At 72.4% G+C, this 22,829-nt stretch carries 24 protein-coding genes; 11 read left to right on the top strand and 13 right to left on the bottom strand.

Translation table 11 applies throughout. The annotated features are described in order from the left end of the window. Window positions 1–10: 10 nt before the first annotated feature. The 4 genes from DSM112329_RS21060 to DSM112329_RS21045 all read right to left on the bottom strand — a co-directional run bounded on the left by DSM112329_RS21060 (window position 11) and on the right by DSM112329_RS21045 (window position 2,858). The gene (locus DSM112329_RS21060; RefSeq protein WP_354698524.1) at window positions 11–1,357 is read right to left on the bottom strand and encodes an FAD-dependent oxidoreductase; all 1,347 of its coding nucleotides are present in this window, start codon (window positions 1,355–1,357) and stop codon (window positions 11–13) included. Window positions 1,358–1,490: 133 nt separating this feature from the next. Next, on the bottom strand, window positions 1,491–2,090 hold the full coding sequence (locus tag DSM112329_RS21055) for a helix-turn-helix domain-containing protein (RefSeq protein ID WP_354698523.1): 600 nt from the start codon (window positions 2,088–2,090) through the stop codon (window positions 1,491–1,493). 148 nt (window positions 2,091–2,238) lie between these two features. Then, window positions 2,239–2,577 (bottom strand): hypothetical protein, encoded by a 339-nt coding sequence (locus tag DSM112329_RS21050; RefSeq protein WP_354698522.1) that lies wholly within the window; start codon window positions 2,575–2,577, stop codon window positions 2,239–2,241. A gap of 62 nt (window positions 2,578–2,639) precedes the next feature. Continuing rightward, window positions 2,640–2,858, bottom strand: coding sequence for a hypothetical protein (locus DSM112329_RS21045; protein ID WP_354698521.1), 219 nt, complete (start codon window positions 2,856–2,858; stop codon window positions 2,640–2,642). A gap of 31 nt (window positions 2,859–2,889) precedes the next feature. Between DSM112329_RS21045 and DSM112329_RS21040 the strand changes: the two genes are divergently transcribed. Beyond that, on the top strand, window positions 2,890–3,240 hold the full coding sequence (locus DSM112329_RS21040) for a hypothetical protein (protein ID WP_354698520.1): 351 nt from the start codon (window positions 2,890–2,892) through the stop codon (window positions 3,238–3,240). A 79-nt stretch (window positions 3,241–3,319) separates the two neighbouring features. Here the strand turns inward: DSM112329_RS21040 and DSM112329_RS21035 are convergent, their stop codons facing one another. Then, window positions 3,320–3,931, bottom strand: a complete 612-nt coding sequence (locus DSM112329_RS21035; RefSeq protein ID WP_354698519.1) for a TetR family transcriptional regulator — start codon at window positions 3,929–3,931, stop codon at window positions 3,320–3,322. 32 nt (window positions 3,932–3,963) lie between these two features. Beyond that, window positions 3,964–4,434: a nuclear transport factor 2 family protein gene (locus tag DSM112329_RS21030; RefSeq protein ID WP_354698518.1), complete on the bottom strand. Its 471-nt coding sequence runs from the start codon at window positions 4,432–4,434 to the stop codon at window positions 3,964–3,966. A gap of 173 nt (window positions 4,435–4,607) precedes the next feature. On the opposite strand from DSM112329_RS21030, the gene DSM112329_RS21025 reads away from it, so the two are divergent. Beyond that, on the top strand, window positions 4,608–7,157 hold the full coding sequence (locus DSM112329_RS21025) for an ATP-binding protein (RefSeq protein WP_354698517.1): 2,550 nt from the start codon (window positions 4,608–4,610) through the stop codon (window positions 7,155–7,157). 34 nt (window positions 7,158–7,191) lie between these two features. On the opposite strand, the gene DSM112329_RS21020 is transcribed toward DSM112329_RS21025, so the two are convergent. From DSM112329_RS21020 to DSM112329_RS21010, 3 genes are read right to left on the bottom strand one after another with little or no spacing between them, the layout of a single operon-like run. After that, window positions 7,192–10,092, bottom strand: a complete 2,901-nt coding sequence (locus DSM112329_RS21020) for a hypothetical protein (protein ID WP_354698516.1) — start codon at window positions 10,090–10,092, stop codon at window positions 7,192–7,194. 5 nt (window positions 10,093–10,097) lie between these two features. Further along, the gene (locus tag DSM112329_RS21015) at window positions 10,098–10,853 is read right to left on the bottom strand and encodes a MinD/ParA family protein (RefSeq protein WP_354698515.1); all 756 of its coding nucleotides are present in this window, start codon (window positions 10,851–10,853) and stop codon (window positions 10,098–10,100) included. Continuing rightward, window positions 10,850–11,551, bottom strand: a complete 702-nt coding sequence (locus tag DSM112329_RS21010) for a response regulator (protein ID WP_354698514.1) — start codon at window positions 11,549–11,551, stop codon at window positions 10,850–10,852. The genes DSM112329_RS21015 and DSM112329_RS21010 overlap by 4 nt, the downstream gene beginning before the upstream one ends. Before the next feature lie 276 nt (window positions 11,552–11,827). Between DSM112329_RS21010 and DSM112329_RS21005 the strand changes: the two genes are divergently transcribed. Next, complete coding sequence (locus DSM112329_RS21005) at window positions 11,828–12,304, top strand: SRPBCC family protein (RefSeq protein WP_354698513.1); 477 nt, start codon at window positions 11,828–11,830, stop codon at window positions 12,302–12,304. Window positions 12,305–12,332: 28 nt separating this feature from the next. Here the strand turns inward: DSM112329_RS21005 and DSM112329_RS21000 are convergent, their stop codons facing one another. The 3 genes from DSM112329_RS21000 to DSM112329_RS20990 are packed head-to-tail and all read right to left on the bottom strand — an operon-like array spanning window position 12,333 to window position 14,985. Beyond that, a complete protein-coding gene (locus DSM112329_RS21000) occupies window positions 12,333–12,860 on the bottom strand; it encodes a YceI family protein (protein WP_354698512.1) in 528 nt (175 codons plus the stop codon). 32 nt (window positions 12,861–12,892) lie between these two features. After that, window positions 12,893–14,275: an AarF/ABC1/UbiB kinase family protein gene (locus DSM112329_RS20995; protein WP_354698511.1), complete on the bottom strand. Its 1,383-nt coding sequence runs from the start codon at window positions 14,273–14,275 to the stop codon at window positions 12,893–12,895. 50 nt (window positions 14,276–14,325) lie between these two features. Further along, on the bottom strand, window positions 14,326–14,985 hold the full coding sequence (locus DSM112329_RS20990; protein WP_354698510.1) for a TetR/AcrR family transcriptional regulator: 660 nt from the start codon (window positions 14,983–14,985) through the stop codon (window positions 14,326–14,328). A 64-nt stretch (window positions 14,986–15,049) separates the two neighbouring features. Between DSM112329_RS20990 and DSM112329_RS20985 the strand changes: the two genes are divergently transcribed. From DSM112329_RS20985 to DSM112329_RS20970, 4 genes are read left to right on the top strand one after another with little or no spacing between them, the layout of a single operon-like run. Further along, window positions 15,050–16,216, top strand: a complete 1,167-nt coding sequence (locus DSM112329_RS20985) for an acyl-CoA dehydrogenase family protein (protein ID WP_354698509.1) — start codon at window positions 15,050–15,052, stop codon at window positions 16,214–16,216. After that, window positions 16,213–17,751, top strand: coding sequence for a carboxyl transferase domain-containing protein (locus tag DSM112329_RS20980; protein ID WP_354698508.1), 1,539 nt, complete (start codon window positions 16,213–16,215; stop codon window positions 17,749–17,751). Before DSM112329_RS20985 ends, DSM112329_RS20980 begins: the two co-directional genes overlap by 4 nt. Continuing rightward, a complete protein-coding gene (locus tag DSM112329_RS20975) occupies window positions 17,748–18,233 on the top strand; it encodes a MaoC family dehydratase (RefSeq protein ID WP_354698507.1) in 486 nt (161 codons plus the stop codon). Before DSM112329_RS20980 ends, DSM112329_RS20975 begins: the two co-directional genes overlap by 4 nt. Then, on the top strand, window positions 18,233–19,072 hold the full coding sequence (locus DSM112329_RS20970; protein WP_354698506.1) for a CoA ester lyase: 840 nt from the start codon (window positions 18,233–18,235) through the stop codon (window positions 19,070–19,072). The genes DSM112329_RS20975 and DSM112329_RS20970 overlap by 1 nt, the downstream gene beginning before the upstream one ends. A gap of 164 nt (window positions 19,073–19,236) precedes the next feature. On the opposite strand, the gene DSM112329_RS20965 is transcribed toward DSM112329_RS20970, so the two are convergent. Further along, entirely contained in the window at window positions 19,237–19,914 is a 678-nt protein-coding gene (locus DSM112329_RS20965; protein ID WP_354698505.1) for a glutathione S-transferase family protein, read from the bottom strand. Between the two features lie 157 nt (window positions 19,915–20,071). Here DSM112329_RS20965 and DSM112329_RS20960 point away from each other — a divergent pair, with 157 nt between their 5' ends. Genes DSM112329_RS20960 through DSM112329_RS20945 form a run of 4 tightly spaced genes read left to right on the top strand, consistent with a single transcriptional unit; the run spans window position 20,072 to window position 22,826 of the window. Next, a complete protein-coding gene (locus DSM112329_RS20960) occupies window positions 20,072–20,410 on the top strand; it encodes a YciI family protein (protein WP_354698504.1) in 339 nt (112 codons plus the stop codon). Further along, window positions 20,407–21,645 carry a sigma-70 family RNA polymerase sigma factor gene (locus DSM112329_RS20955; protein ID WP_354698503.1) on the top strand — a complete coding sequence of 413 codons (1,239 nt, stop codon included), beginning with the start codon at window positions 20,407–20,409 and terminating at the stop codon, window positions 21,643–21,645. Before DSM112329_RS20960 ends, DSM112329_RS20955 begins: the two co-directional genes overlap by 4 nt. Before the next feature lie 11 nt (window positions 21,646–21,656). Then, window positions 21,657–22,106, top strand: a complete 450-nt coding sequence (locus tag DSM112329_RS20950) for a MaoC/PaaZ C-terminal domain-containing protein (protein WP_354698502.1) — start codon at window positions 21,657–21,659, stop codon at window positions 22,104–22,106. A gap of 24 nt (window positions 22,107–22,130) precedes the next feature. Then, entirely contained in the window at window positions 22,131–22,826 is a 696-nt protein-coding gene (locus DSM112329_RS20945) for an alpha/beta hydrolase (RefSeq protein ID WP_354698501.1), read from the top strand. Window positions 22,827–22,829 lie beyond the last annotated feature (3 nt).

The raw sequence follows: 22,829 nt of genomic DNA, 5'->3' as shown, positions 1-22,829 counted from the left end.
CGGACGCGAGTCATAGCGGCGTCGCCGTCAGTCGGGTCGGCGTGGTCTTGGCGTGGGCGGCGATCACTCGCTGGGCGGCTTCGCGTCCGCTGACGAGGGCGCCGTTGAGGCCGGGGATCCGGTCCAGGTCGCTCGCAAACTGGACTCGCGCGTGCGGGTCGCGGCGGCGGGTGAACTCGGCGATGAGCTTGAAGCGGCCCCGGTCGATCGTCGGCACCGATTCGGGCCACCGCACGACGGCGTGCTCCTCGACGGCGTCGGCGAGCGGGCCGTGATACCGCTCGGCGCTTTGGATGGCGCGGTCGAGGACCTGCGCGTCGTCGAGGTCCTCGGACCGCTCGAGGTACTCGTGCGACAGCAGCACGGTGAGCAGTCCCTTGTGATCTGGGGCGCGCCCCGGGGACTTGTTGTGGTCGGCGACCACGGCGATGGTGTCCGGATCCTCCGCCGGCGGCACCAGGAAGTAGGTGGCCGGGTCCTTGGGCCGGTGCGAGAGCCCGAGGCAGATCGACCCCAGGCGTCGATAGCGCGCCGTCGCGTAGAGCGCGCGGTGATTCTCGTCCATCTGCGGGAACAGCTCCAGCGCCGGTCCAGCGGTGGTCGCGATCACGCAGGCGTCGAAGCTCTCGGTCCCGCCGCCATGGCTGACCTCGACCTGCGTGCCGGTATCGGTGACGTTCGTGACCGCGTGCCCCAATCGGACGTCGAGCGGCGCTGCCAGTGCGTCGGGCAGCGCGGCCACGCCGGTCGTGAGGTTGTAGACGTTGGGCACGAGCATGTTGCGGATCGTCCACAGCATCAGCGCTACCGACGTGTCCTCGTCGTCGGCGACCCAGGTCCCGCTCACCAGCGGCCGCCCGAGGTACTGCAGGAGTTCCTCGTTGAGCGTGCCGCGGCAGTACTCGCGCACGGTCGCCGTGTCGATGTCCGCGAGCCGCTCGTAGGTGTCGTAGCCCAGGCTCCGCCACGTCCGGAAGAGCGTCCCGGCGAGCTTGAGGGCAACGAGTTTGCTCCGGGGCGACAGCACGCCGGTCCCCAGCGCGGTCCGCAGCGGCCGGCTGTAGTCGAGGTAGTGGAGCTTGCCGCCCCGCGGGATGGCGCCCGTCGCGGCCCGCTCGACGAACTCCTCGTCGAGCCCCACCTCGTGGATCAACGCGATCGCGTCCTTGTAGGTCCCGAGGTAGACCGCGGTCCCCAGATCCATGAGGAAGTCGCCCTTGCGGACGGTCCAGATACGCCCGCCCACCCGATCGCGGGACTCGAAGACCGTCGGCGAGAAGCCGGCCTGGTGGAGGTCGTGTGCGGCGGCAAGGCCGGCGATGCCGGCCCCTACAACTGCGATGCGTCCTTCGGACACGAGTCGGCCCCTTTCGGCGTTGTCTCGCTTTAATGTACCGTGTTATTGAAACCGCGGGTTCAGCTTGTGGAGACGTGATCGACCGGCGCCGGATCACACCTCAAGCGTGGATGACGGTCGAATCGCTCTGGCCTCAGTGCGACACGGAGTCACTCGCGGGGTAGGCCGCAAGCTGTCTGTCGAGCGAGGTGAGGAAACGCTCGCGTGCCGCCCGGCTCGGCAGGTGCTTTGCGACCTGAGCCAGCGCCGGATAACGATCTCTGTCCAGCACGACGGGAGCGTCATCGGGCTCGCCCCCGGCGCTCTCGAGCTGCGCGTGTCCCACCGTCAGGCTCGCGCACCCCATGAACATGGACATCGCGTCGTCTGGTTGAAACCCGGCCCGCAGCATCGCACCGAACACCGGCTCGCAGATCTCGTAGACCGCTTCACTCAGGAACGTGTCGCGCCCGTGGAGCTGCACGACCCCCGGGTGTTGCAGGAAGCGGTCGTGAAGCTCAGTGAAGAAGCTCCGCAGGACGCTCACCCAGCCCACATCGGCCGGTGGGGGAGGCATGCCCCGCATCACATGCGCTGCCGCTAAACGCAGCAGCTCGTCCTTGTTCGCGACGTGATGGTAGACCGCCATGGTGCTCACCCCGGCGGTTGACGCCAGACGCCGCATCGTCAGCGCCTTCACTCCGTCGCTGTCGATGATCCGGAGCGCCGCCTCGAGCAATGTCTCGAGGTCCACGGCAACCGGTCGGCCGGGAGGGCGGGTCACGGTCGACAAAAAGTCAGTAAAGCGGGCATATGTGCCTGCCTCAAGCTACCGAGGTCGGCCTCATCGGGCATCGATGCCGCTCGCGTGGCCGGGAAGACGACGCCGGCCGACGTGAGTACTAGGGAACGAGCCGCAGTCGCCAGCAGCCGGTGCAGGCTGGCTCCGCTACGCCTGCGGCTTCGAACGTCTGCCGAAGGACGATCTCGAGCGACGACCCTCGGTCGTGAAGCGCCGCGAGCTGCAGGCGGAGGCGGAGCAGCCCTCCTACCGGTACCGGAACTCCGAAGCGGAGGTCCTCGTACCCGTAGTTGAGCGAGCTCCGCCATCCCGCGAAGCGCACCACCTGGGCCTTGAGGACGGGGCCGAGGAGGAGGGGCGCGAAGGCGGGGTCGGTCGCTGCCTGCAGGCCCGCGGAGACCTCCGCCCAGGAGCTCACGCCGAGCTCACGGCCAACCATCGAGTCGAGTTCCTCACGGGTCCCGATGACCAGCAAGGCGGGCGGGTCAGCCGCGTGGCTGGTCAGACCGCGGCTCCGCCGGCGTGTGCGCGCGCCTCATCGCTGCTGTTGAAGAGCGGGCCCAGCGGTGTCAACGGGTACGCGTGGGCGGTCGCGAGGTCCACGGCGTCGGAGATGAAGAACCGACCCATGCCCTCGTTCGCGTTCGCAAGCGCGACCTCCAGTGATTCCGCCTCGAGCTCGTAGAACGCCGCGTACCGGCACGGAGCGTCGCGCTCCATGTAGGTGGGACCGGTCTTGAATCGCTGACCGTTGCTGAACCCCTCGATCTACGGCTCGTGTGTCTACAGCGTCCAGGGGGGCCAGTTCGGCGATGCGTCGTACATGCAGCTGAAGCTCAAGTCATCCGGGTGCTTGAGGTACGGCTATGGGAGCCAGTGCGGTACCGCGTGTCCGTTCGACGCAGGCGTCGTCACCCAGGGCTATGTCGCCGGCGGTCGGTGGACCTCTGCCTACACGAAGCAGCCCCGTGACGGCGTGCAGGTGGTTCAGGCCACGTTACGGCCCGCGATCTTCTCGCTGCGCCCGGCTTCGCATCTGTCGGTCTGTCGGCGGCTGGGTGACCGGCGACTCTGCAAGTCCGACACCGTCGTGGTGGGCTGAGTTCGCGCAGCAGACGGGGCGGAGCGGTTCGGCGACGCCGTCGCACGTCACACACCGAGCCCACGCGTCGGCACCCGCTCTACATCGGCGTCAGCAGCATCCGCTTGAGACTCTGCGCGCAGGCGCGGACGTAAACCGGGCCGGAGCGCGTCGACAGGACGCTCCCGTTCATCGCCGCGAGCAGCAGGTCCCGGGTCACGCGGATGTCCAGATCGGACGCGACGACCCCCGCCTGCTGGGCCTCCGTGAGCAGCCGGCTCCAGTACCGGGCGTAGCGGCGTGTCTGCACCACGTTCCGGTCCTGGATCGACGCCGGCAGCGGGTCGAGCATCCGGACGACCGCGGTGCCCCGCGAGCGGCTCTCGTGCAGCGCACCGAGATGGGCGTCGATCGCTGCCGACAGACGGTCGGCGGGCCCGGCCTGGTCGCCGAGGGCGGCCAGTGCCTCATCCAGCCGCTCCAGCGCGAACTCGATCGCGTCGCGCAGCACCTCGATGATCAGCTCGTCCTTCGAGGCGAAGTGGAAGTACAGGCTGCCCAGCTGGAGGTCGGCGGCCGCAGCGACGTTGCGCAGGCTCGCGCCTTCGTAGCCGCCCGCCGCAAACTCCGTCGCCGCGGCGGCGATGATCCGCCGCCGGGTCCGGGTCGCCTTCGTCTCCGCCCCGGCCGGGGCTCGTGCGGCAGCAGGCATCGGTCGCAGAGCCTACGTAGCCGCCGGGGGGGTCAGCCTTTGGCGGACTTCGGCAGCACCTGTCGCATCAGGCCCTGCAGGTCGTAAGCAACGTCCAGCGCGCACGCCTGCTCCCCGCGGAAGTCGAAGACCTCGACGCCCGTGAACACGAACGGCCGGCCGGTGCCGTCGATCCCGGGTGGGTCCATCCGCCCGCTGAAGGTGCCGGTCCCGCGCCAGGTGAACGCCACCCGCGGGGCGTCGTCCGCGTACAGCGCCGGACCGACCTGCTCCCAGACGAGGTCCGGGTAGGCGCCGACCACGAACGCCATGTAGTCGCGCGTCGCCTCCACGCCGGCGACGTCCCAGCCCATGACCGTCGACGTGGGAGTGGTCAACGCGAAGTCGTCGGTGATCAGTGGACGAACGCGCTCGGGGTCGTGCGAGTTCCAGGCGTCGAGCCAGCCTCGGTACCACCGCTCCGCGACTGCCCGCTGCACTCCGGCCTGCTCGATGCTGCTCATGCGACCCGCCTCCGTCAGAAATGAACGATCGTCCGATTATGCCCATCCGTGGGATGCGGCGCACCTGCTGCAGGGTCTCTCCGTGGCGCGTCGACACGCAGGGCCGGGAACCGCGGCCCCCGTGCGCACCCTGGGATGCTTACGGCCTGACGTCGACCGATGGAGGCACGCAGGTGGGGACGGAGACAGAGGGCCGTGCGAACCGAGGATCGCTCCGTCGCCTGCTGGCGGCGCTGCTCGGCGCGCTGGCGCTTCTGATCGCGGCGCTGATCCTGGTCGCCTCGCTGCAGCTGCACGGTGCGGGACGCCAGACGCGCGCTGAGAACCGCCGGACCGCATCGTTCCTGGTCGCCGACAGCGTCCGTCAGAGCTCAAACGACCTGACGAACATCGTCCGTCTGTACGTCGCGACCGGCAACCCGCGCTTCCGCGCCTACTACGACCAGATCCTCGCGATCCGGGCTGGGACGGCACCGCGGCCGAGCGACTACGACAGCTCGTTCTGGGACCGGGTGCTGGCCGACGGGGACGGCGCGGTTCGCTACGGCCCGCGCCGATCGCTGGTCGACCAGATGCGCGCCGCGGACTTCGCCCCCGCCGAGTTCCGCGCGCTGCAGGACTCGCTCGACGCGTCGAACGGCCTCGCGGAGCTCGAGCGCGCTGTGATCGTGCGCGTCGGGCGCCGTGTCGCCCGCGGGGTTGGCGCCGACTACTTCGCCCAGATCCGTCCGGAGTACCAGCGCCTGACCGACCGGAGCTACCTGGCTTCCAAGGGCATGATCATGCGGTCGATCCGGCGCTTCGTGGCGCTGGTCGACGCGCGCACGCTGCGCGACGTGCGCGAGGCGCAGGACCACAACCAACGGCTGGCGACCGGCCAGGTGGCGATCCTGGTGCTGATCGTGCTCGTCGGCGTGGGCGCGCTGGTCATCCTGACGCGGCTGGTCCTGCGTCCGCTCGATGCGCTCACCGCGGCGACGCGGCGGATCGCCGACGGGGACTACGCCCACCGGGCACAGGTCCGCTCGGTGTCGGACCTCGAGCGCGTGGCGGCTTCCTTCAACGAGATGGCCGTCTCGATCGAGACGGACATCGGCGCCCGGAAGGCCGCGGAGGAGGAGGCGGTCGTCGCCCGCCAGGCGGCCGAGCACGCGAACCGCGCGAAGTCGACGTTCCTCGCCGCGATGAGCCACGAGCTGCGCACGCCCATGATCGGGGTGACCGGCATGCTCGAGGTCCTGGCCCAGGGGGACCTCACCGCCGCACAACGCCAGATGGTGGCGACCGCGGACAGCTCAGCGCGCTCCCTCCTGCAGATCGTCGGCGACATCCTCGACCTGACGAAGATCGAGGCCGCCAAGCTTGAGCTCGCGCCGGCCACGATCGACGTGCGGGCGCTCGTCGGCGCGTGCGTCGACACCTTCGTCCACACCGCCTCGTCGAAGGGCCTGCTCCTGTCCGGCAACGTCGACGAGCGCCTCGCGCCCGCCCACGTCGCCGACGCGCTGCGGCTGCGGCAGGTGCTCGGCAACTTCCTCTCCAACGCGGTGAAGTTCACTGCGGTCGGCGGGATCGAGGTCGACGTCCGGGTCACGGACGATGGGCCGGAGGCCCAGACGGTCGAGATCGCGGTGAGCGACACGGGCATCGGCATCGACCCCGAGCAGCAGGCGCGCCTGTTCGCGGAGTTCGCGCAGGCGGAGAGCTCGACGAGCCAGCGCTACGGCGGCACCGGGCTCGGGCTGGTCATCGCCAAGCGCCTGGCCGTCCTGATGGGCGGAGACGTGAGCATGGAGAGCGCGCGCGGCCGGGGGACGACCATGCGGCTCGTGCTGCCGCTTCCGGTCGGGGACCCCGCCGACGTCGAGGCGGCACACGACGACGGCCCGGTGGCCGGGGCGACGACCCGCCGGTTGCCGACCCGGGCCGAAGCGGAGGCGGAGGGAAGCGTCGTCCTGCTCGTCGAGGACCACCCGGTCAACCGCACGGTCCTCGTGCACCAGCTCGAGACGATCGGCTTCCACGTGGACACGGCGGTCGACGGGCAGGACGGTTACGACCGCTGCGTGGGCGGCGCCTACGGGGTCGTCGTCACGGACCTGAACATGCCGCGGATGGACGGGTTCGAGCTGGCGCAGGCGATCCGGGACCATGAGCAGGCGACGGGGACGCAGCGCGTCCCGATCATCGCGCTGACGGCAAGCGTCATGCAGGGCGAGCCGGAGCGCGCCCGCGCCGCCGGCATGGACGACTTCGCCGCCAAGCCGACCACGATCCCGTTCCTCGGCGGCAAGCTGCGGCGCTGGCTGCCGGACGTCGACTGGTCACCGGCGCCGGTCCGGGAACCCGCGCGAGACGGGTCCGCAACCCGGGCGGACAACGACGGCGTGATCGACCCATCGGTGCTGGAGGAGCTGACCGGCGGGGACGCGGGCCTCGCGGCGGAGGTCCTCGACGAGTTCCTGGTCACGACGCGGCAGGACCTCGGCACGCTCGGCGCGGCCATCGCCGCGATCGCGCTGGAGGACGTGCGCCGCTGCGCGCACCGGGTCCGCGGGGCGGGGCGGGCAGTGGGGGCGCAGCGGCTCGCCGACGTCGCGCAGCAGCTCGAGAGCCTGGCGGCGCTGGGGACCGAGGACCCGGAGCGCCTGCCGGTCCTGCTGAGCGAGCTGACGGACGCCCTGGACGCGGTGGCCGCTGCCGCCGCTGCCGGTCCGGGCTGATCGGCGTGCTGCGGGCACCCGGCCGCGGCCCGCTTCAGCGGGTGCGGACGATCGTCACCGTCACCGGCCGTCCGGCGAGCGGGACCAGGAGCGTGCCGTCGTCCGCCGGCGGCACGCCGTCGACGTCGTGGCCGTCGAGGCGCACCGTCACCGGCAGCGGCTCGGATCCGCCCTCGGCGGTGACGCGGTGCACCCAGACGCGGAGCGCCTCGGGCGCCGGGCCCGGGCCCCAGTCCGGGGTCAGCGTGAGCTCCTGCACGGCGGCGAAGTCCCCGATGTGGCCGCGTGACCCGTGAGCGCTCTGCTCACCGCCGGCCGACGTCCAGCGCACCGCGGCCGGCGTCGGGGTGCCCGCGACGACGACGCCGAACGACGCGGTCCCGTCCGTCGGGTCCTCGCGCAGCTCGATCGCGGCCTGGGGGGCGAACGCCCCGCGCCGCACCATGCTCACCGTCATGAGGACCGAGAGCACGCTCACCCCGATCGCCGCGACCCGCCGCGGCGCGTCGTCCCACAGGACCAGCCCGTGGAGCAGGACCGCGCCGAGGGAGAACGCATAGACCGCGGCGAGGACCACGCGCTGCGTCGGCACGCGGTAGCCCCAGGCGGGGAGCTCCCCCTTCTGGCGGGCGGCGACGCACAGCAGCACGGGGAACAGGCCGGCGAGCAGGGCCACCACGATCACCCCGAGGACGCTGAGGACGCCGGCGAGCGAGACCTCGCCGCTCGTGGACTGCCACGCGGCCGCCGCGAAGACGGCGACCACGGGGCTGACGCCGGCGAGGAGGCGGCCACGGTCACCCGCGACGAGCTCCCGGGCCCGCGTCCGCAGCCCGTCGCCCCGCCGGGCGGCAGAGGCCCCGGCGACGACCGGGCCGCCGCCGTCCTCGCCGGCGTCGTCGCCGCGCAGCGCGCTCCAGACCTCATTGCTCAGGCGCCCGCCGCGGCGGTGTCCCGCGCGTGCCGCGTAACGCCGCTCGCCGCCGCGGAAGGTCTGCAGCAGCAGTCCCTGCGCCGCGAGCGCCTCCAGACGCGTCGCGACGGCTCCCTCGTCGGCGGCCGTGGCCGCTGCGGCCGCCGCCGCAGTGAGGTCGCCGGCGCGCATGACGGTCGCGAGCAGCTCGGCGTCCACGTCCGGCAGCGCGAGCACCTCGGCCAGGCCGACGCCTGCGCTGTCCCACTCACCCTCGTAGCCGACCCGCATGTTGCCGGCGACTTCGGCACGCAGCTCATGCTCGTCGGCGGCGAGGACGACGACCCGCAGCTCGAGCCCGCGCTCGCCCAGGTGGCGCAGTGGCCCGGCGGCGAACGGGGTCCACTCCCCGGCCGTTGTCGCCTCCACCCGCGTCGTACGGCCGGCCGCGGCGACCTCCAGGCGTAGCCGCGCGCGGTCGCCCGGTGCCGAGCCCAGGTAGGTGAGGGCGACCGCCACGCGGTCCTTCCGGCTCCGGGTGTGCAGCAGGACGCGGGCGCCGCGGCGCGGCAGGACCACGGTCAGGCCCGCTCGCGACGGCAGGCGCTCCTGGACCAGCGAGAAGAGCGCGAGGCCGGAGTGGATCGACGCCATGCCCATCCCGAGCACGACGAGGATTCCGCCGAGGGCGAGGACGAGCGGACCGGCCTCGTCCGCGAGCGGCGTCAGCGCGGTCCCCTCCTCGGCGCCGAGCACGTCCGGCGCGACCGCACCTGCGACGGCCACCACGAACAGCACGTACAGCACGATCGCGGTCAGCTGGGCTGCCACCACGCCGCGCACGAGCGCCGCGCCCGACGGGTCGCGTGTCAGCACCACCCGCGCGCAGTTGCTCACGGACAGGTGCCCGAAGTACGCGGTGAACGTCACGCCGAACACGAGGCCGAGCGACGACACGTCCGCGTCGCCGTCCCCGACGAACGGCAGCTCGACGTGCGACAGGTTCGGCGGGTCGACGTGCACGAAGGCGATCGCGCACAGCAGCAGGATGAGCGCGATGTTGAGGGCGCCGACGATCAGCGCCGAGGTCACCGTCGCGTCGATCGAGCCGCGCCGCAGATACCAGAGCTCGACGGCGAACAGGGCGATCACGAACACGAGCTCGGGCACGCCGAACGCCGAGCCGAGGGTCGTCGAGACGCCGATGTAGTCCGCCACCATGCCGAGCAGGCAGATGGCGACGAGCCCGACGGTCAGCACCACGGCGCCGGTCGATCCCAGCAGGTCGCTCACGACCCGGCCGACGTACGCGTCGCCGAAGCGGATCGTCCGCGTACGGGTCAGCGCGTCGGCCATCAGGGCGACCGTGAGGACGTTGATCAGCCCGAGGATCACGAGGACGGCGACCGCGGGCAGCGGCCCGATCGTCGCCACGGCGATCGGCAACGCGACGATCGTCGAGCCGACCGTCTCGGTGAGGGTCAGCGCGTACGCGGTCCAGAAGGGTGACAACGCGTCGAAGCGCGCGCCGAGGCGGACGCTCGCCCAGCGCCGGCGCTCGCCAAGCCCGAGGCGGGTGGCGTAGATGGTGTCGAGCGGGCGGTCGAAGAGCGCGGTGTACGCGGCGACGACGGCCGGGTCGTCGAGGCCGAGCGCGGCGCGAATCGCGGGCACGCGGTCGCGGGGCAGCGCATACTTCTCGGCGATCCGGTGGGCGAGCGCCGCTTGGACCCGCGGGTTGCGGGCGACGAGCGGCGCCCACTGGGGCGCGTGGCGCTCGAGGTCCTGGACGGTCGGCCGCAGCGGCGGCTCGCGGCCGGTCGCGAACGCCTCGAGGAAGGCGAGCTCCCGAGCCTGTGCGGCCTCGCGGGTGACGAGCTTCTGCATCGCCTGGCGCGCCTGGGCCGTCAGGCGGGCCGTCCGGCTCTCGATCAGGAACAGGAGCGTGGCGGCGCGGCGCGCCGGCCGGCCACCGAGCAGACGCTCGCGGTCGAAGAGCGCCCCGAACGCGTCGTCGGACACCCGCGTCAGCCGATGACGCGCGTGGCGAGTTCGCCGTAGAGCGTCGTCAACCGGTGTCCGGGCTGTGCCAGGACGAAGACGCCGCTGCTCGAGAACGCCATCAGGTCGTCGGAGTGGGGGATGACCGCGGCGACCTCGCAGTCGTACGTCTCGTGCATGCGCCGGCGGACGTCGGCCGGGTCGAACGCCGCGGGTGTCTTGTTGACCACCAGGAACATGTCGGGGACCTTGAGCTTGCGGGCGACCGAGACGGTGACGCTGGTGCCCTCGTAGTCCTGCTGGTCGGGCCGCAGCAGGATCGCGACGGTGTCGGCGACGGCGATCGACAGCAACGTCTCCTCGTTGAGCCCCGGGTGCGTGTCGAGCAGCAGCAGATCGAGAGACAGCGAGGTGATCAGGCTGCCGATGCCCTCGTGCAGCAGGCCGACGTCGTAGCCGTCGTGCATCACGCGGGCGATGTCGGAGGCATCGATGCTCGACGGGATCAGGACGACGCGGCCCTCGAGCGTGGGGTCGAGGGCGTCCGTCACGTCCACGGCGGTCTCCGCGATCGCGCACCGGCCCCAGAGGTAGTCGTTGAGCGAGCGCGTGATCGTCGTCTGGTCCACACCGAGCAGGACGTGGATGCCCGGCGACTGGATGTCGGTGTCGACGACCCCGACGCGGAGCCCGCGCCGGGCTGCCATGACCGCGACGTTGGCGGTCGTGTTGCTCTTTCCGGTCCCGCCGCGGAACGAGTGGACGGCGACTATTCGGGTCATCGGGCGGCTCGCAGTTCCTCAGCCTTGCGCTGCAGGTCACGGAAGTAGTCGGTGCCGGTGATCTCGGCGACCTGGCGGGCGGCCTTGCCCTCGTCGATCTCGATGCGCAGCTCGCGCACCTGCTCCTGGAGGACGCGCTCGCGGGCAGCGACCTCATGGGCCATGTGCTGGAACACCCGCGCGAGGTTCCCGAGCGCGTCGTCGCGGGCGGCGACGGCGGTCAGGCTGCCCAGGACGAACGTGCCGGCCTCGACCGCCGTCGCGGCATCCACGACGTGTCCGACCTGCTCGAGGTACTCGCGCTCGAGGTCGTGCAGCCGCTTGCGGGCCAGCCCCGCGCGGATACGGGCGCGCAGCAGGACCGGGCTGAACGGCTTAGGGAGGTAGTCGTCCGCGCCGAGCTCGATGCAGCGCACGATCGAGTCCATCTCCTCGACGCTCGAGATCATGATCACCGGCAGGTGCCGCAGCGCGGCGTGCCCGCGGATGCGCGCGAGGACGTCGTAGCCGTCGAGCTCGGGCATGAGGACGTCGAGCAGGACGACGTCGAACGGCTCCTGCTGGACCAGGCCCCAGCCGGCGAGGCCGTCGTTCGCCGTGGCCACGGTATGCCCCTCACGCTCGAGGTACCCGGCGAGCAGACGACGGTTGATCGGATCATCGTCGACCACCAGCAGGTGTGCCGCGACCGTGCTCATGCGCTCAGCAGGTCCGTCGCCGCGCCCTGCCGGTCCAGGCCCCGCCGGTGTCTCACCGAGGCCGGGACGAGCGCTGTCGCTACGACCACGGGTCCCGAACGGTGTCTCACGAGGCGAACGGTACCCCACGGTGCTCAGCGGCAGCCAATTTGCGAAGGCGTGGCCTGAAGAAGCCGTCGACATCGTGGAGGCACGCGCACTCGGCAGTGGGGCAACACGCCCCGCATGTACCCGTGGAGCCTGACCGGTGCGGGCGCACGGCCCGTACCCATCACCATGGGCACGTTCCACGCCGAGACCATCATCGACGCACCGATCGCCGAGGTGTTCGCCTTCCACCGTGATACGCGCAACGCGACCCGCATCGCCCACCCCGCCCAGCGGATCCTGGGTGTGGAGGGCGACTTCCCGCTCGACGTGGGGGACGAGGTCGTCCTGCGCGTGCTCGTGCTGCCGCTGCCCATCCCGCAGCGGTGGCGTGTGCGGGTCGCGGCGCTCGACGAGCCGACGCTGCTGGTGGACGAGACGCTCGACGGCCCGTTCCGGACGTTCGTGCACCAGCACCGGTTCGAGGATCTCGGCGACGGGCGCACCCGCCTGGTGGACCACATCGAGTACGCCCTGCCGCTCGGGGTCCTCGGCCGGTTGGCCGATGCGCTGGTCGTGGCCCGGCTGATGGGTCCGAGCTTCCGCCACCGCCAGGCACGGACGCGGGAGCTGCTCGAGGCGGACGCGCGCGCGGCTTACGCCTGACAACGCGCGTGCCCGCCGGCCGGGGTGGTCAGGCGGGCTGCAGCGCCAGGTCCAGCTCGACGGTCACGGTCCGCCCGACCGCCACCCCGCCCGCCTCGATCGGCGCGGGCCAGGTAAGGCCGGCGGCCCGCCGGTCGAGGGCGATTCCTGCGCGCAGCCGGCTCGCCTGCGTGTCCGCGGTGACCGACACGAGCACCATGACCGGACGGCCACGGATCCACAGGATCCCGGCCACCTCCGGGGCCGGCGCGCTGTCGACCCGCAGCTCGATCTGGGGGTGATCGGCCGTGCGCAGGAGGAAGCTGCGCAAGTGCGCGTCCCGCGGTGGGGTCCCGGTCCGCACGGTTGTCGCGTCGACGGAGCCGCGTGCGACGAGCCGTCCATCCGTGATCGTCACCTCGCCGGTCAGGCCCGTCAGGGTGCCGCGGACGGTCTGCACCCGGAAATGCGCGACGGCGAAGCGGACCGTCGACGCGGCGCCGTCGACACGGTAGTGCCCGTCCGGCAGCAGGAGGGCGGCGCTCGGCGGGGTCGGGGCGCTGGAGGTGGCGGGCATGATCGGAGGTACGGCCGCCGGGACGCTTCGGGCTACGGCCGACCCGCCACCCACTCCGCGTGCTCCTGGCCGAGCGCGGTCCGCGGCTCCTCCCCGGCGAGCAGCTCGTCGGCGAGCGCCCGCCAGTCGGCGCTCGCGCGCAGGTCCGAGCAGACCGCGAAGACGATGTTCTCCATGCGCCGGAGCAGCACCGCCTCGCTCGGCAGGGAGAAGCCCTTGACCATGGCGAGCCAGTCCCCCTCGATCGCGAAGATCGAGCGTGCGATGTCCCGGCCGGTCTGCCCGTCGAGGCGCTGGGGCTGTGGGTCGTCCAGCATCCAGACCGCGGCCCGCCGCATGTACTCGAAGAGCAGCTCGTCATCGTGCCCCCAGGGGGACGGCAGGTAGCCGAGCTCGCCCATCGTCGCTCGCAGACCGGGCGCGTCGCCCGCGCGCAGCGAGCGGTACACGTCGCCCTCGCGCTCCAGATAGCCGGCCGGCAGCTGGCGCAGCATCCCGAAGTCGATGAACGTGACGCGGCCGTCCGCCCCGAGCAGGATGTTCCCCGGATGCGGGTCGCCGAGCGCGAGGCCGAGCCGTCCCGCGGTGTCGTGGAAGAAGCGGTAGATGACCTCGCCGTCGCGGTCGCGCGCCGCCTCGGCCCGCGTGCGCATCTCTGCGAACCCGGTGCCGTCGACGAACTCGGTCACGAGGACCCGGCGGGTGGAGAGATCCGTGAGCACGCCGGGGACCGCGACATGCGGGTGCTCGCGCCAGCCGCGAGCGACGCGTCGCTGGGCCTGCGCCTCGAGCTCGTAGTCGAGCTCCTCGGAGATCCGCTCGGTGAGTTCGTGGGCGAGCGCCTTGGTGTCGAGCCCCGGCGCGACGCGGCCGAGCAGCGGCATCAGCAGCTTCAGGTTGCGCAGGTCGGTCTCGACGGCCTCGGCGATGCCCGGGTACTGGACCTTGATCGCGACGTCGCGCCCGTCCCTGGTCGTCCCCCGGTGGACCTGGCCGATCGACGCCGCGGCGACCGCGACCGGGTCGATGTCCGCCATGACGCGGCCGACCGGCTCGCCCCACTCCTGGGCCATCAGCCGCTCGAGCTTCGGGTACTCGACCCGTGGCGCCTGGTCGCGCAGGGCCGCGAGCCGCCCCTTGATCCGCTCGGCGTCCTCGGGATCCAGGCCGGGGAGCTCGATGGTGGACAGCACCTGGCCGAGCTTCATCGCTGCGCCCTTCATCGTGCCGAGCTGCACGACGATCTGCTCGACGACGGCAGCGGTCCGCTTGGACTGGGCGCGCGCCTTGGCCTCGTCGGAGCGGACGCGGTCGACCGCGCGGCCGCCGGCGACCCGTGCCCCCTGTCCGGCGACCAGTCCGCCCAGGCGGGCGGTTCGCCCGAGGCGCGAGGTCGGCGTTCCGCTGTCGCTCATCACCGGGGTACGGCTGCCGGGCCCCGGGCGATCGGCGACCGCCCGTCCACCTAGTTCGTCGGGACAGCCGAGGGCCGGGCGGGATCGCTCGCGGTCCGCGCGTGGCTCTGGTCAGCCGGCGCGGCCGGCGGACCGAGCAGGACCGACGCGACCTGGTCGCCGAGTTCGCGCGGCGCCAGCCGACCGTCCGGGTCGTACCACTTGTAGACCCAGTTCGCGGCGCCGAGCAGCGTGTTGACGTAGATCCGCGCGGGGACCCGGAACTCGAGCGCTCCGTCGTCGGCGGCGCGCAGGGCGAGCGCGATGACGGCGTCCTCATAGGCACGGCGGGCCTGCAGGACGTCCTCGAGCTGCTCGCGCGGAAGGCCTGCCTCCTCCTCGAAGAAGACCCGGAGCAGCGCCTGGTTCTCGCAGGTGTAGGCGACGCGTTCGACGACCACCTCGCGGAGTGCGGCGTGCGCGGTCGACGCTGCCGCTTCGATGGCGGCCACAGCGGCGGTGCTGTCGCGGAGCACCGCCTCGTAGAGGGTGACCAGGACCTCTTCCTTGCTGCGGACGTAGTGGTACAGCGACGGCTTGGTAAGCCCGACCTCGGCGGCGAGGTCGTGCATCGACGTCGCCTGGTAGCCGCGCGCGGCGAAGATCCGGGCCGCTGCGGCGAGGACGGCCTCGCGGCGGGCGTCCTGTCGCTGACGGACCTTCTCGCTCATCGCGGAAAGTATAGGCTCGTTCTTCGTCCGACCGGTCGGTCGAAGAACTCGAGGAGTCACCAGCATGAGCACCGCTGCACCGTCGACCACACCTGCGTTCGAGCTCGACGCCGACCACGCGGACTTCCGTGAGGTGTGCCATGCCTTCGTGCGGCGAGAGCTCGTCCCGCTCGCGGCGCAGGCCGAGCGCGACGGCTTCCCGCCGGAGCTGTGGCCCAAGCTCGCCGCCGCGGGACTGCTCGGCGTCGGTCATCCGGAGGCGCACGGCGGCACGGGCGGTGGCGTCCTGGCCCTGGCGATCCTGTCGGAGGCGCTCGCTCACGCCTCCGGCGGCCTGGCGATCACGCCGCTGGTCAGCGCCTACATGGCCGCGCCCCACCTCGCGCGGTTCGGCACCGACGATCAGCGCGAGCGGTTCCTCGCCCCCGTGCTGCGCGGCGAGTCGGTGGCGGCGATCGCCGTCACCGAACCGGGCGCCGGATCGGACGTGGCCGGCATGGCGGCGAGCGCGCGCCGGGACGGGGAGGACTGGGTGATCTCCGGGACGAAGATGTTCATCACGAACGCCGGCTACGCGGACACGATCATCGTCGGCGCTCGCACCGACCCGGAGTCGCGGCACGGCGGGATCACGACGTTCATCGTCGACGCCGGCACGCCGGGCCTCACGCTGGGCGTGCCGCTGGAGAAGATGGGCTGGCACGCATCGGATACGCGCGAGGTCGTGCTCGACGGCGTCACCGTCGGGCCGGACCGCGTCCTCGGCACGGTCGGCCGCGGGTTCCAGCAGATCATGGAGGCGTTCGAGGTCGAGCGGATCACGCTCGCCGGGATGGGCGTCGGACTGGCACAGGCGTGCCTCGACGACGCGCTCGAGCACGCCCGCGAGCGTGAGGCGTTCGGTCGTCCGATCGGCCGCAACCAGGCGATCAGCCATCGACTGGGGGAGATGGCGACCGACATCGCCGCGGCGCGCCTCATCACCCATCAGGCCGCCGCCCGCTGCGACAGCGGCCACCCGGAGGCGTCGGCGTCGGTCGCGATGGCGAAGCTGCTCGCGGCGCGTGTGGCGAACACGGTCGCCGACCACGCCGTGCAGGTCTTCGGCGGCTACGGCTTCATCGAGGAGACGCGCGTCGCGATGCACTACCGCGATGCGCGGATCCTGCGGATCGGTGGCGGGACGGACGAGGTCCAGCTCGAGATCCTCGCGAAGCGGATGGGACTGTGAGCACGGTGCCGGCCACCACCGCCAGCCCGGCCGACCGGCTGGCCGCCGAGACGGCTGCCGCGCGGGCCCCCGGCGCACCGGGCCGGATTGCGAGCAAGCTGCCCGTCCGCGATCGCCTGGCGCTGCTGCTCGACGCCGGCAGCTTCTGCGAGGACGGCCTGCTCGCGAGCGCCGCCGACGAGCGCCTGCGGGCCGACGGCGTGCTCACCGGAACGGGGACGATCGACGGCCGCCGCGTCGCGGTGATCGCACACGACCCGTCGGTCAAGGCCGGGTCGTGGGGGCGGCGGACGGTCGAGAAGCAGGTTCGCATCCTCGAGCTCGCCGACCGCGACCTGCTGCCCGTCGTGTTCCTCGTGGACTCCGCCGGCGGCCGCCTGACCGACGCGCTCGGCTTCCACCCGGGCCACCGTGGCGCCGCGCGCATCTTCCACCTGCAGGTCCGCCTGTCCGGCCGCGTCCCGCAGGTCTGCTGCCTGTTCGGCCCGTCGGCCGCCGGCGGCGCGTACATGCCCGCGTTCTGCGACTGGGTCGGGATGGTGGACGGCAACGCGTCGATGTTCCTGGCGTCGCCGCGGATCGCGGAGAAGGCGATCGGGGAGGTCGTCACGCTCGAGGAGATGGGCGGCGCCACCATGCACTGCACGGTCTCCGGCTGCGGCGACGAGCTCTTCGCCGACGAGCCCGTGGCGATCGCCGCAGCACGCGCGTGGCTGTCCTACCTGCCGTCGCACTACGACGCGCGTCCCGCCCGGACGGCGGGGGCCGCCCCGGCGCACACCGACTGGGACGACCGCGTCCTGCCGGCCAAGCTCCGCGCCGGCTACGACGTGCACGGCGTGATCGACCGCGTGGTGGACGCCGGCAGCTTCTTCGAGGTCAAGGCGCGCTGGGCGGCCGAGATCGTCGTCGGCTTCGCTCGCATCGACGGCCGCGCGGTCGGGATCGTCGCGAACCAGCCGAAGGTCCGCTCCGGCACGATCAACGTCGACTCGGCCGACAAGGCGGCGCGGTTCATCTCGCTCTGCGACGCGTTCAACCTGCCGCTGATCTTCCTCGCCGACATCCCCGGGTTCATGATCGGCTCGCAGGTCGAACGGGCGGGGATCATCCGCCACGGCGCGAAGATGGTCGCCGCGATGTCGAGCGCCGAGGTCCCGCGCTTCTGCGTCGTGCTGCGCAAGGCGTTCGCCGCCGGGTACTACGCGATGTCCAGCCCCGGCTTCGAGCCGCGCGCGACCATCGCGCTTGCCGGCGCGCAGATCGGTGCGATGGCCGGCGAGGCCGCGGTCAACGCGGTGTGGGCCAACACGATCGCGGAGATCGCCGACCCTGAGGAACGCGAGGCGTTCATCGCCGAGCGGCGCGCGACGCTCGAGGCAGAGCTCGACGCGATCCGCCTGGCGTCGGAGCTGCACATCGAGGCCGTCGTGCAGCCGGGCGAGCTGCGCGGCGAGCTGATCGCGCGGCTCAGCGCGAGCGACGGCTGGCGTCGCCGCGGCCACACCCGTCATCACGGGACCTTCCCGGTATGAGCGCTGCCGGCGGCGCGCGGCCCGTCTCCGGCCGCTGGTTCGAGGATCTGCCTGAAGGGCTCGTCGTCCCGCACGCGATCACGCGCACCATCAACGAGTCCGACAACACGCTCTTCTCGACGCTGACGATGAACCCGCAGCCGCTGCACCTGGACGCGCACTTCGCCGCTGAGTCGGAGTTCGGCGAGCGCCTGGTCAACAGCATGATGACCCTGGCGATGCTCGTCGGCCTGTCGGTCTACGAGCTCACGCTCGGCACCACGGTCGCGAACCTCGGCTTCGGCGCCGTCGAGTTCCCCGCCCCGATGTTCCACGGCGACACCCTCCGTGCCGAGTCCACCGTCCTCAGCGCCCGGCCGTCGAGCTCGCGCCCCGGCCAGGGGATCGTCGCGTTCGAGCACCGCGGCTACAACCAGCGCGACGTGCTCGTCGCGCGGTGCGAGCGGACCGCCCTCATGCGCTGCCGCCCCCAGGACACCTGATGCGCTCGCTCCTGTTCGCGCCTGCCGTCCGCCCCGACCTCGTCGCCAAGCTGCCCCGCAGCCGGCCCGGAGCCGGCGTGATCGACCTCGAGGACGGGGTGCCCGAAGGCCGCAAGGACGCGGCGCGCGCCGCGCTGGCCGGGCAGGTCGCCGGGCTGCTCGAGCGGCATCCCGGGTTCGCGGTCTGCGTCCGCGTCAACGCGCCGCCGACGGCGTCGTTCGCGGCGGACGTGGCCGCGCTGCCGGCCGGGCTGACCGCGGTCGTCGTGCCAAAGGTCGAAGACGCGCAGCAGCTCGAGCAGGTCGCCCGAGCCCTCGCCGCCGCGGGCCACGACGGGCTCGGCGTCGTCGCCGGGATCGAGACGGCCCGCGGCGTCCTCGATGTCCGGGCCCTGCTCGGCGGACCGGTGACCACCGCCTACTTCGGCGCCGAGGACTACGTCGCGGACCTCGGCGGGGTTCGCACGAAGCACTCGACCGAGGTGCTCTACGCCCGCTCCCGTGTCGCCCTCGCCTGCCGCGTCGCCGGCATCCCGTGCCTCGACCAGGTCGTCGTCGACATCCACGACGACGACGCGTTCCGCGCCGACGCCCGCCAGGGTCGCGAGCTCGGGTACACCGGCAAGCTCTGCGTCCACCCGCGACAGGTGGCCCTCGCAGACGAGGCGTTCCTCCCGTCCCCCGAGCAGCTCGCGCGAGCGCGCGCCACCCTCGAGGCGGCCGCCGCTGCGGCCCGCGACGGGCAGGGCGTCATCGTCTTCGACGGCGCCATGGTCGACGAGCCGATGCTGGTCGCGGCACGCCGGCTCATCGCCGGCGCCGACGGGCCCGGCAACTAGGAGCCTGTTGAAGAATCTGCCGTCGATGCGAGCGTGGCCGGATCGTGGATGCCAGACGACGACGGGTGAGCCGAAGAAGGCTGGTGGCCTTTCACCGGCTCGCCCGTTGGCGTCTGGCGCCGCGAGACGGTTCGGTCGCGCGGCGGGCTTTCTTCAACAGGCTCCTAGACGTCGATGTCGTCCGGCCAGGGGAGCGGGAAGAGGGGACGGTGTTCGCGGGCCTCGTCGATGACCCGTCGTACCGACGGGCGGTGCATGAGCGCGCGGTGGTAGCGCGTGATCTGCGGGTGGGCGGCCTCGTCCCAGCGGTGGACGGCGCGGAGGTAGAACAGCGGCGGCGCCGCGGCGCAGTCCGCCGCCGAGAAAGCGGTGCCCACGATCCACTCGCGGACGCCGAGCTGCGCCTCCAGGACGCCGTAGGCGACGTCGAGCATGCCGCGGGCTTCGCCGACGCCGGCCGGGTCGTGCTCGTCTTCTGCGCGCATGCTGTCGGCGACGATCTTCTGCATGGGGGTGTGGAGGTACTGGTCGCAGAAGCGGTCCCACAGGCGCACCTGCAGCGCGGCGGCCGGGTCGGCCGGCAGCAGCCGCGGGCCGCCGTCGGCGAGCGCGTCGACGTACTCGATGATCGTGCTGGACTCCGGCAGCGTCAGGCCCGCGGTGTCGTCCCGGAGGACCGGGAACTTGGCGACCGGCCAGAGCCTGGCGAGCTCGGCACGGTCGGCTGCGTTCACGACGACCTTCGCCGTGAACGGCACGTCCCGCTCGTAGAAGGCGATCAGGGCCTTCTGGCAGTAGGACGCGAAGGGATGCTCGTGGAGCGTGAGCGCATGGCTGGGCATGAGGGTGGGCCTCTCGGGTGGCCGGCGCCGCGTTTCGGCGCCGTTTCCAGCAGGACGGCGCGGACCACGGTTTCTCGACATGTCGAGAAACCGCTCGCGGCTCCGTCGTCAGGGTAAAGGCGAGAATCACTCGCCGTCGACGACCAGGGAGCGACCGATGAAGTTCATGCTGCTGCTGTACGACAACCCCGACGCCCGTCACCTGCTGACGCCGGAGCTGATGGAGGACATGGGCGCGCTGATGACGGAGCTCACCGCGTCGGGGGAGCTCGTCGCCACCGACGCCTTCGCCGGCACGGCCACGACGGTCAAGCCGCAGGTCGGCGGCGCCCCCGTGATCACCGACGGTCCGTACGCGGAGGCGAAGGAGGTCATGGGCGGCTTCCTGATCCTCGAGTGCGACGCCGCCCGCGCGAACCAGATCGCCGCGGACTGGCCGGCCGCCGCCCTGACGGCGGCGATCGAGGTACGACCCCTGATGGTCCACGACGGGTGAACCCGGAGCAGCTCGTCGAGGACCTGCTGCGCCGCCTGGCGCCGCAGGTCCTGGCCGTCCTCGCCCGGCGCGAGCCGAACTTCGACCTGTGCGAGGACGCCGTGCAGGAGGCGCTCGTCGAGGGCGCCGCGCGGTGGCCGGTCGACGGCATCCCGGACCACCCGCGCGGCTGGCTCGTCACCGTCGCCGCCAACCGCCTGATCGATCACCAGCGCAGCGACGGCGCCCGGCGCCGGCGCGAAGAGCAGGTCGCCGCCCTCGAGCTGCGCGACCCGGGCCGCGCCGATGACGAGGAGACTCGCGCCGACGACACGCTGACGCTGCTCTTCCTCTGCTGCCATCCGGCCCTCTCGCCGCCGTCGCAGCTGGCGCTCGCGCTGCGTGCCGTCGGCGGCCTCACCACCGCGCAGATCGCGAGCGCGTTCCTGGCGCCCGAGGCGACCGTCGCACAGCGCATCAGTCGCGCGAAGCAGCGCATCCGCGCCACCGGCACGCACTTCACGCTGCCGCACCCCGACGAGCGCGCGGCGCGGCTGCGCGTCGTGATGCACGTCCTCTACCTGATGTTCACCGAGGGCCATACGGCCACCGGTGGCCCGGCCCTCCAGCGCGTCGACCTCGCGCGGGAGGCGCTGCGGCTCACGCGCCTTGCGCACCGCCTGCTCCCGGACGAGGACGAGCTGACCGGACTGCTGGCGCTGATGCTGCTCACCCACGCCCGCGGCCCGGCGCGCAACACCGCCGACGAGGGCCTCGTGGTGCTGGCCGATCAGGATCGCGGCGGCTGGGACGCCGCCGCCGTCGCGGAGGGGACCGCCCTGGTCGAACAGGCACTCGCGGCCGGCGCCGTCGGCGAATACCAGCTGCAAGCCGCGATCGCCGCCGTCCACGCGCAGGCGACCCGCGCGGAGGACACCGACTGGCCACAGATCCGCACGCTCTACGACGTCCTGCACCGCCTCACGCCGACGCCCGTCGTCGCGCTCAACCGCGCCGTCGCGATCGCGCTGACAGCCGGCCCGGCGGCCGGGCTCGGGGCGGTCGACGCCATGTCCCCCGACGACCTGGCCGCGTGCGGGCACCGCGCCGATGCGGTCCGCGGCCACCTCGACGAGCTGGCGGGCAACCACCACGACGCACGCGAGCAGTACCTTCGCGCAGCCGCGAGGGCCACGAACGACACTGAGCGGCGCTACCTCGAGGAGCGCGCCGCCCGGCTGGGACCGAGTCCGTGATCATGCCGCGCATGCGCTACGCAGAGGACCTCACCGTCGGGACCGTCTTCGAGCTCGGGGAGCGGCAGCTCAGCGCCGAGGAGATCGTCGCGTTCGCCCGGGACTGGGACCCGCAGCCGTTCCACGTCGACCCTGCGTTCGCCGAGCAGACGGACTTCGGCGGCCTGATCGCCAGCGGCGTGCAGACCATCGCGGTCGCGCAGCGCCTGCTCTTCGACGCGTTCTTCGCCGGGACAGCGGTGATCGCCGGGGTCGCGGTCGACGGGCTGCGCATGCGGCGGCCCGTGCGCCCGTCGACCATCATCACGGGCCGGGCGGAGATCGACGAGCAGCGGCTCGACGACGACGGGCGCGGCCTGATCGGATTCACGGTGAAGCTCGTGGACCAGGACGGGGACACGCTGATGACGCACCGCACGACCATGCTCGTCAGCCGCCGTCCGACGGCGGCGTACACCTGACGAGGAGGTCGTAGCATCAGCCGCATGGAGATCGTGTTCGTCCACGGGGCGTGCGTCAAGGACGGGGCGTGGTGGTGGCACCGCACGGCCGAGCTGCTCGCCGGCCGTGGCGTGACCAGCCGGGCGGCGGCGCTGCCCAGCTGCGGCGAGACCGGCGCGACACCCGGGCCGGACGGCCCCGGGCTCCCGGAGGATGTCGCGGCGCTGCGCGCACTCCTGGCCGAGGCGAAGGAGCCGACCATCGTGGTGGCCCACAGCTACGGGGGCATCGTCGCCGCGGAGGCCGTGGCCGACGTGGCCGGCATCCACCACCTCGTGCTGATCTCCAGCTACCTGCCGGAGGTCGGTGAGAGCCTCTCGTCGTTCGGCAGCGACGAACCCGCACCCTTCCTCGACCTCGACCCCGAGGCCGGGACCTTCACGGTGCGTCCCGACGCCCTTGCCGGGACGTTCCTGCAGGACTGCGACGCATCCGTGCAGCGCGACGCCACGGACCGGACGGCGCTGCAGAGCCTGCAGGTCGTGGGCCAACCGGTCGGGCACGCCGGGTGGAAGGAGCTGGCGACGACCTACGTCGTCTGCGCCGATGACCGCGGAACGCCGGCCGACCGCCAGCGCGTGTTCGCCGAGCGCGCCGACCGCGTCATCGAGCTCGACGCGGGTCACCACCCGTTCCTCTCGCAGCCCGGGGTCGTTCGCGACCTGCTGCTGGATCTGTGAGTC

Origin of the sequence: Paraconexibacter sp. AEG42_29 (genome assembly GCF_040581415.1) — a bacterium.
Lineage (GTDB): Bacteria > Actinomycetota > Thermoleophilia > Solirubrobacterales > Solirubrobacteraceae > Paraconexibacter.
The sequence above is the reverse complement of the archived record's forward strand: the minus strand, read 5'-3'. Positions and strand labels throughout refer to the sequence as shown.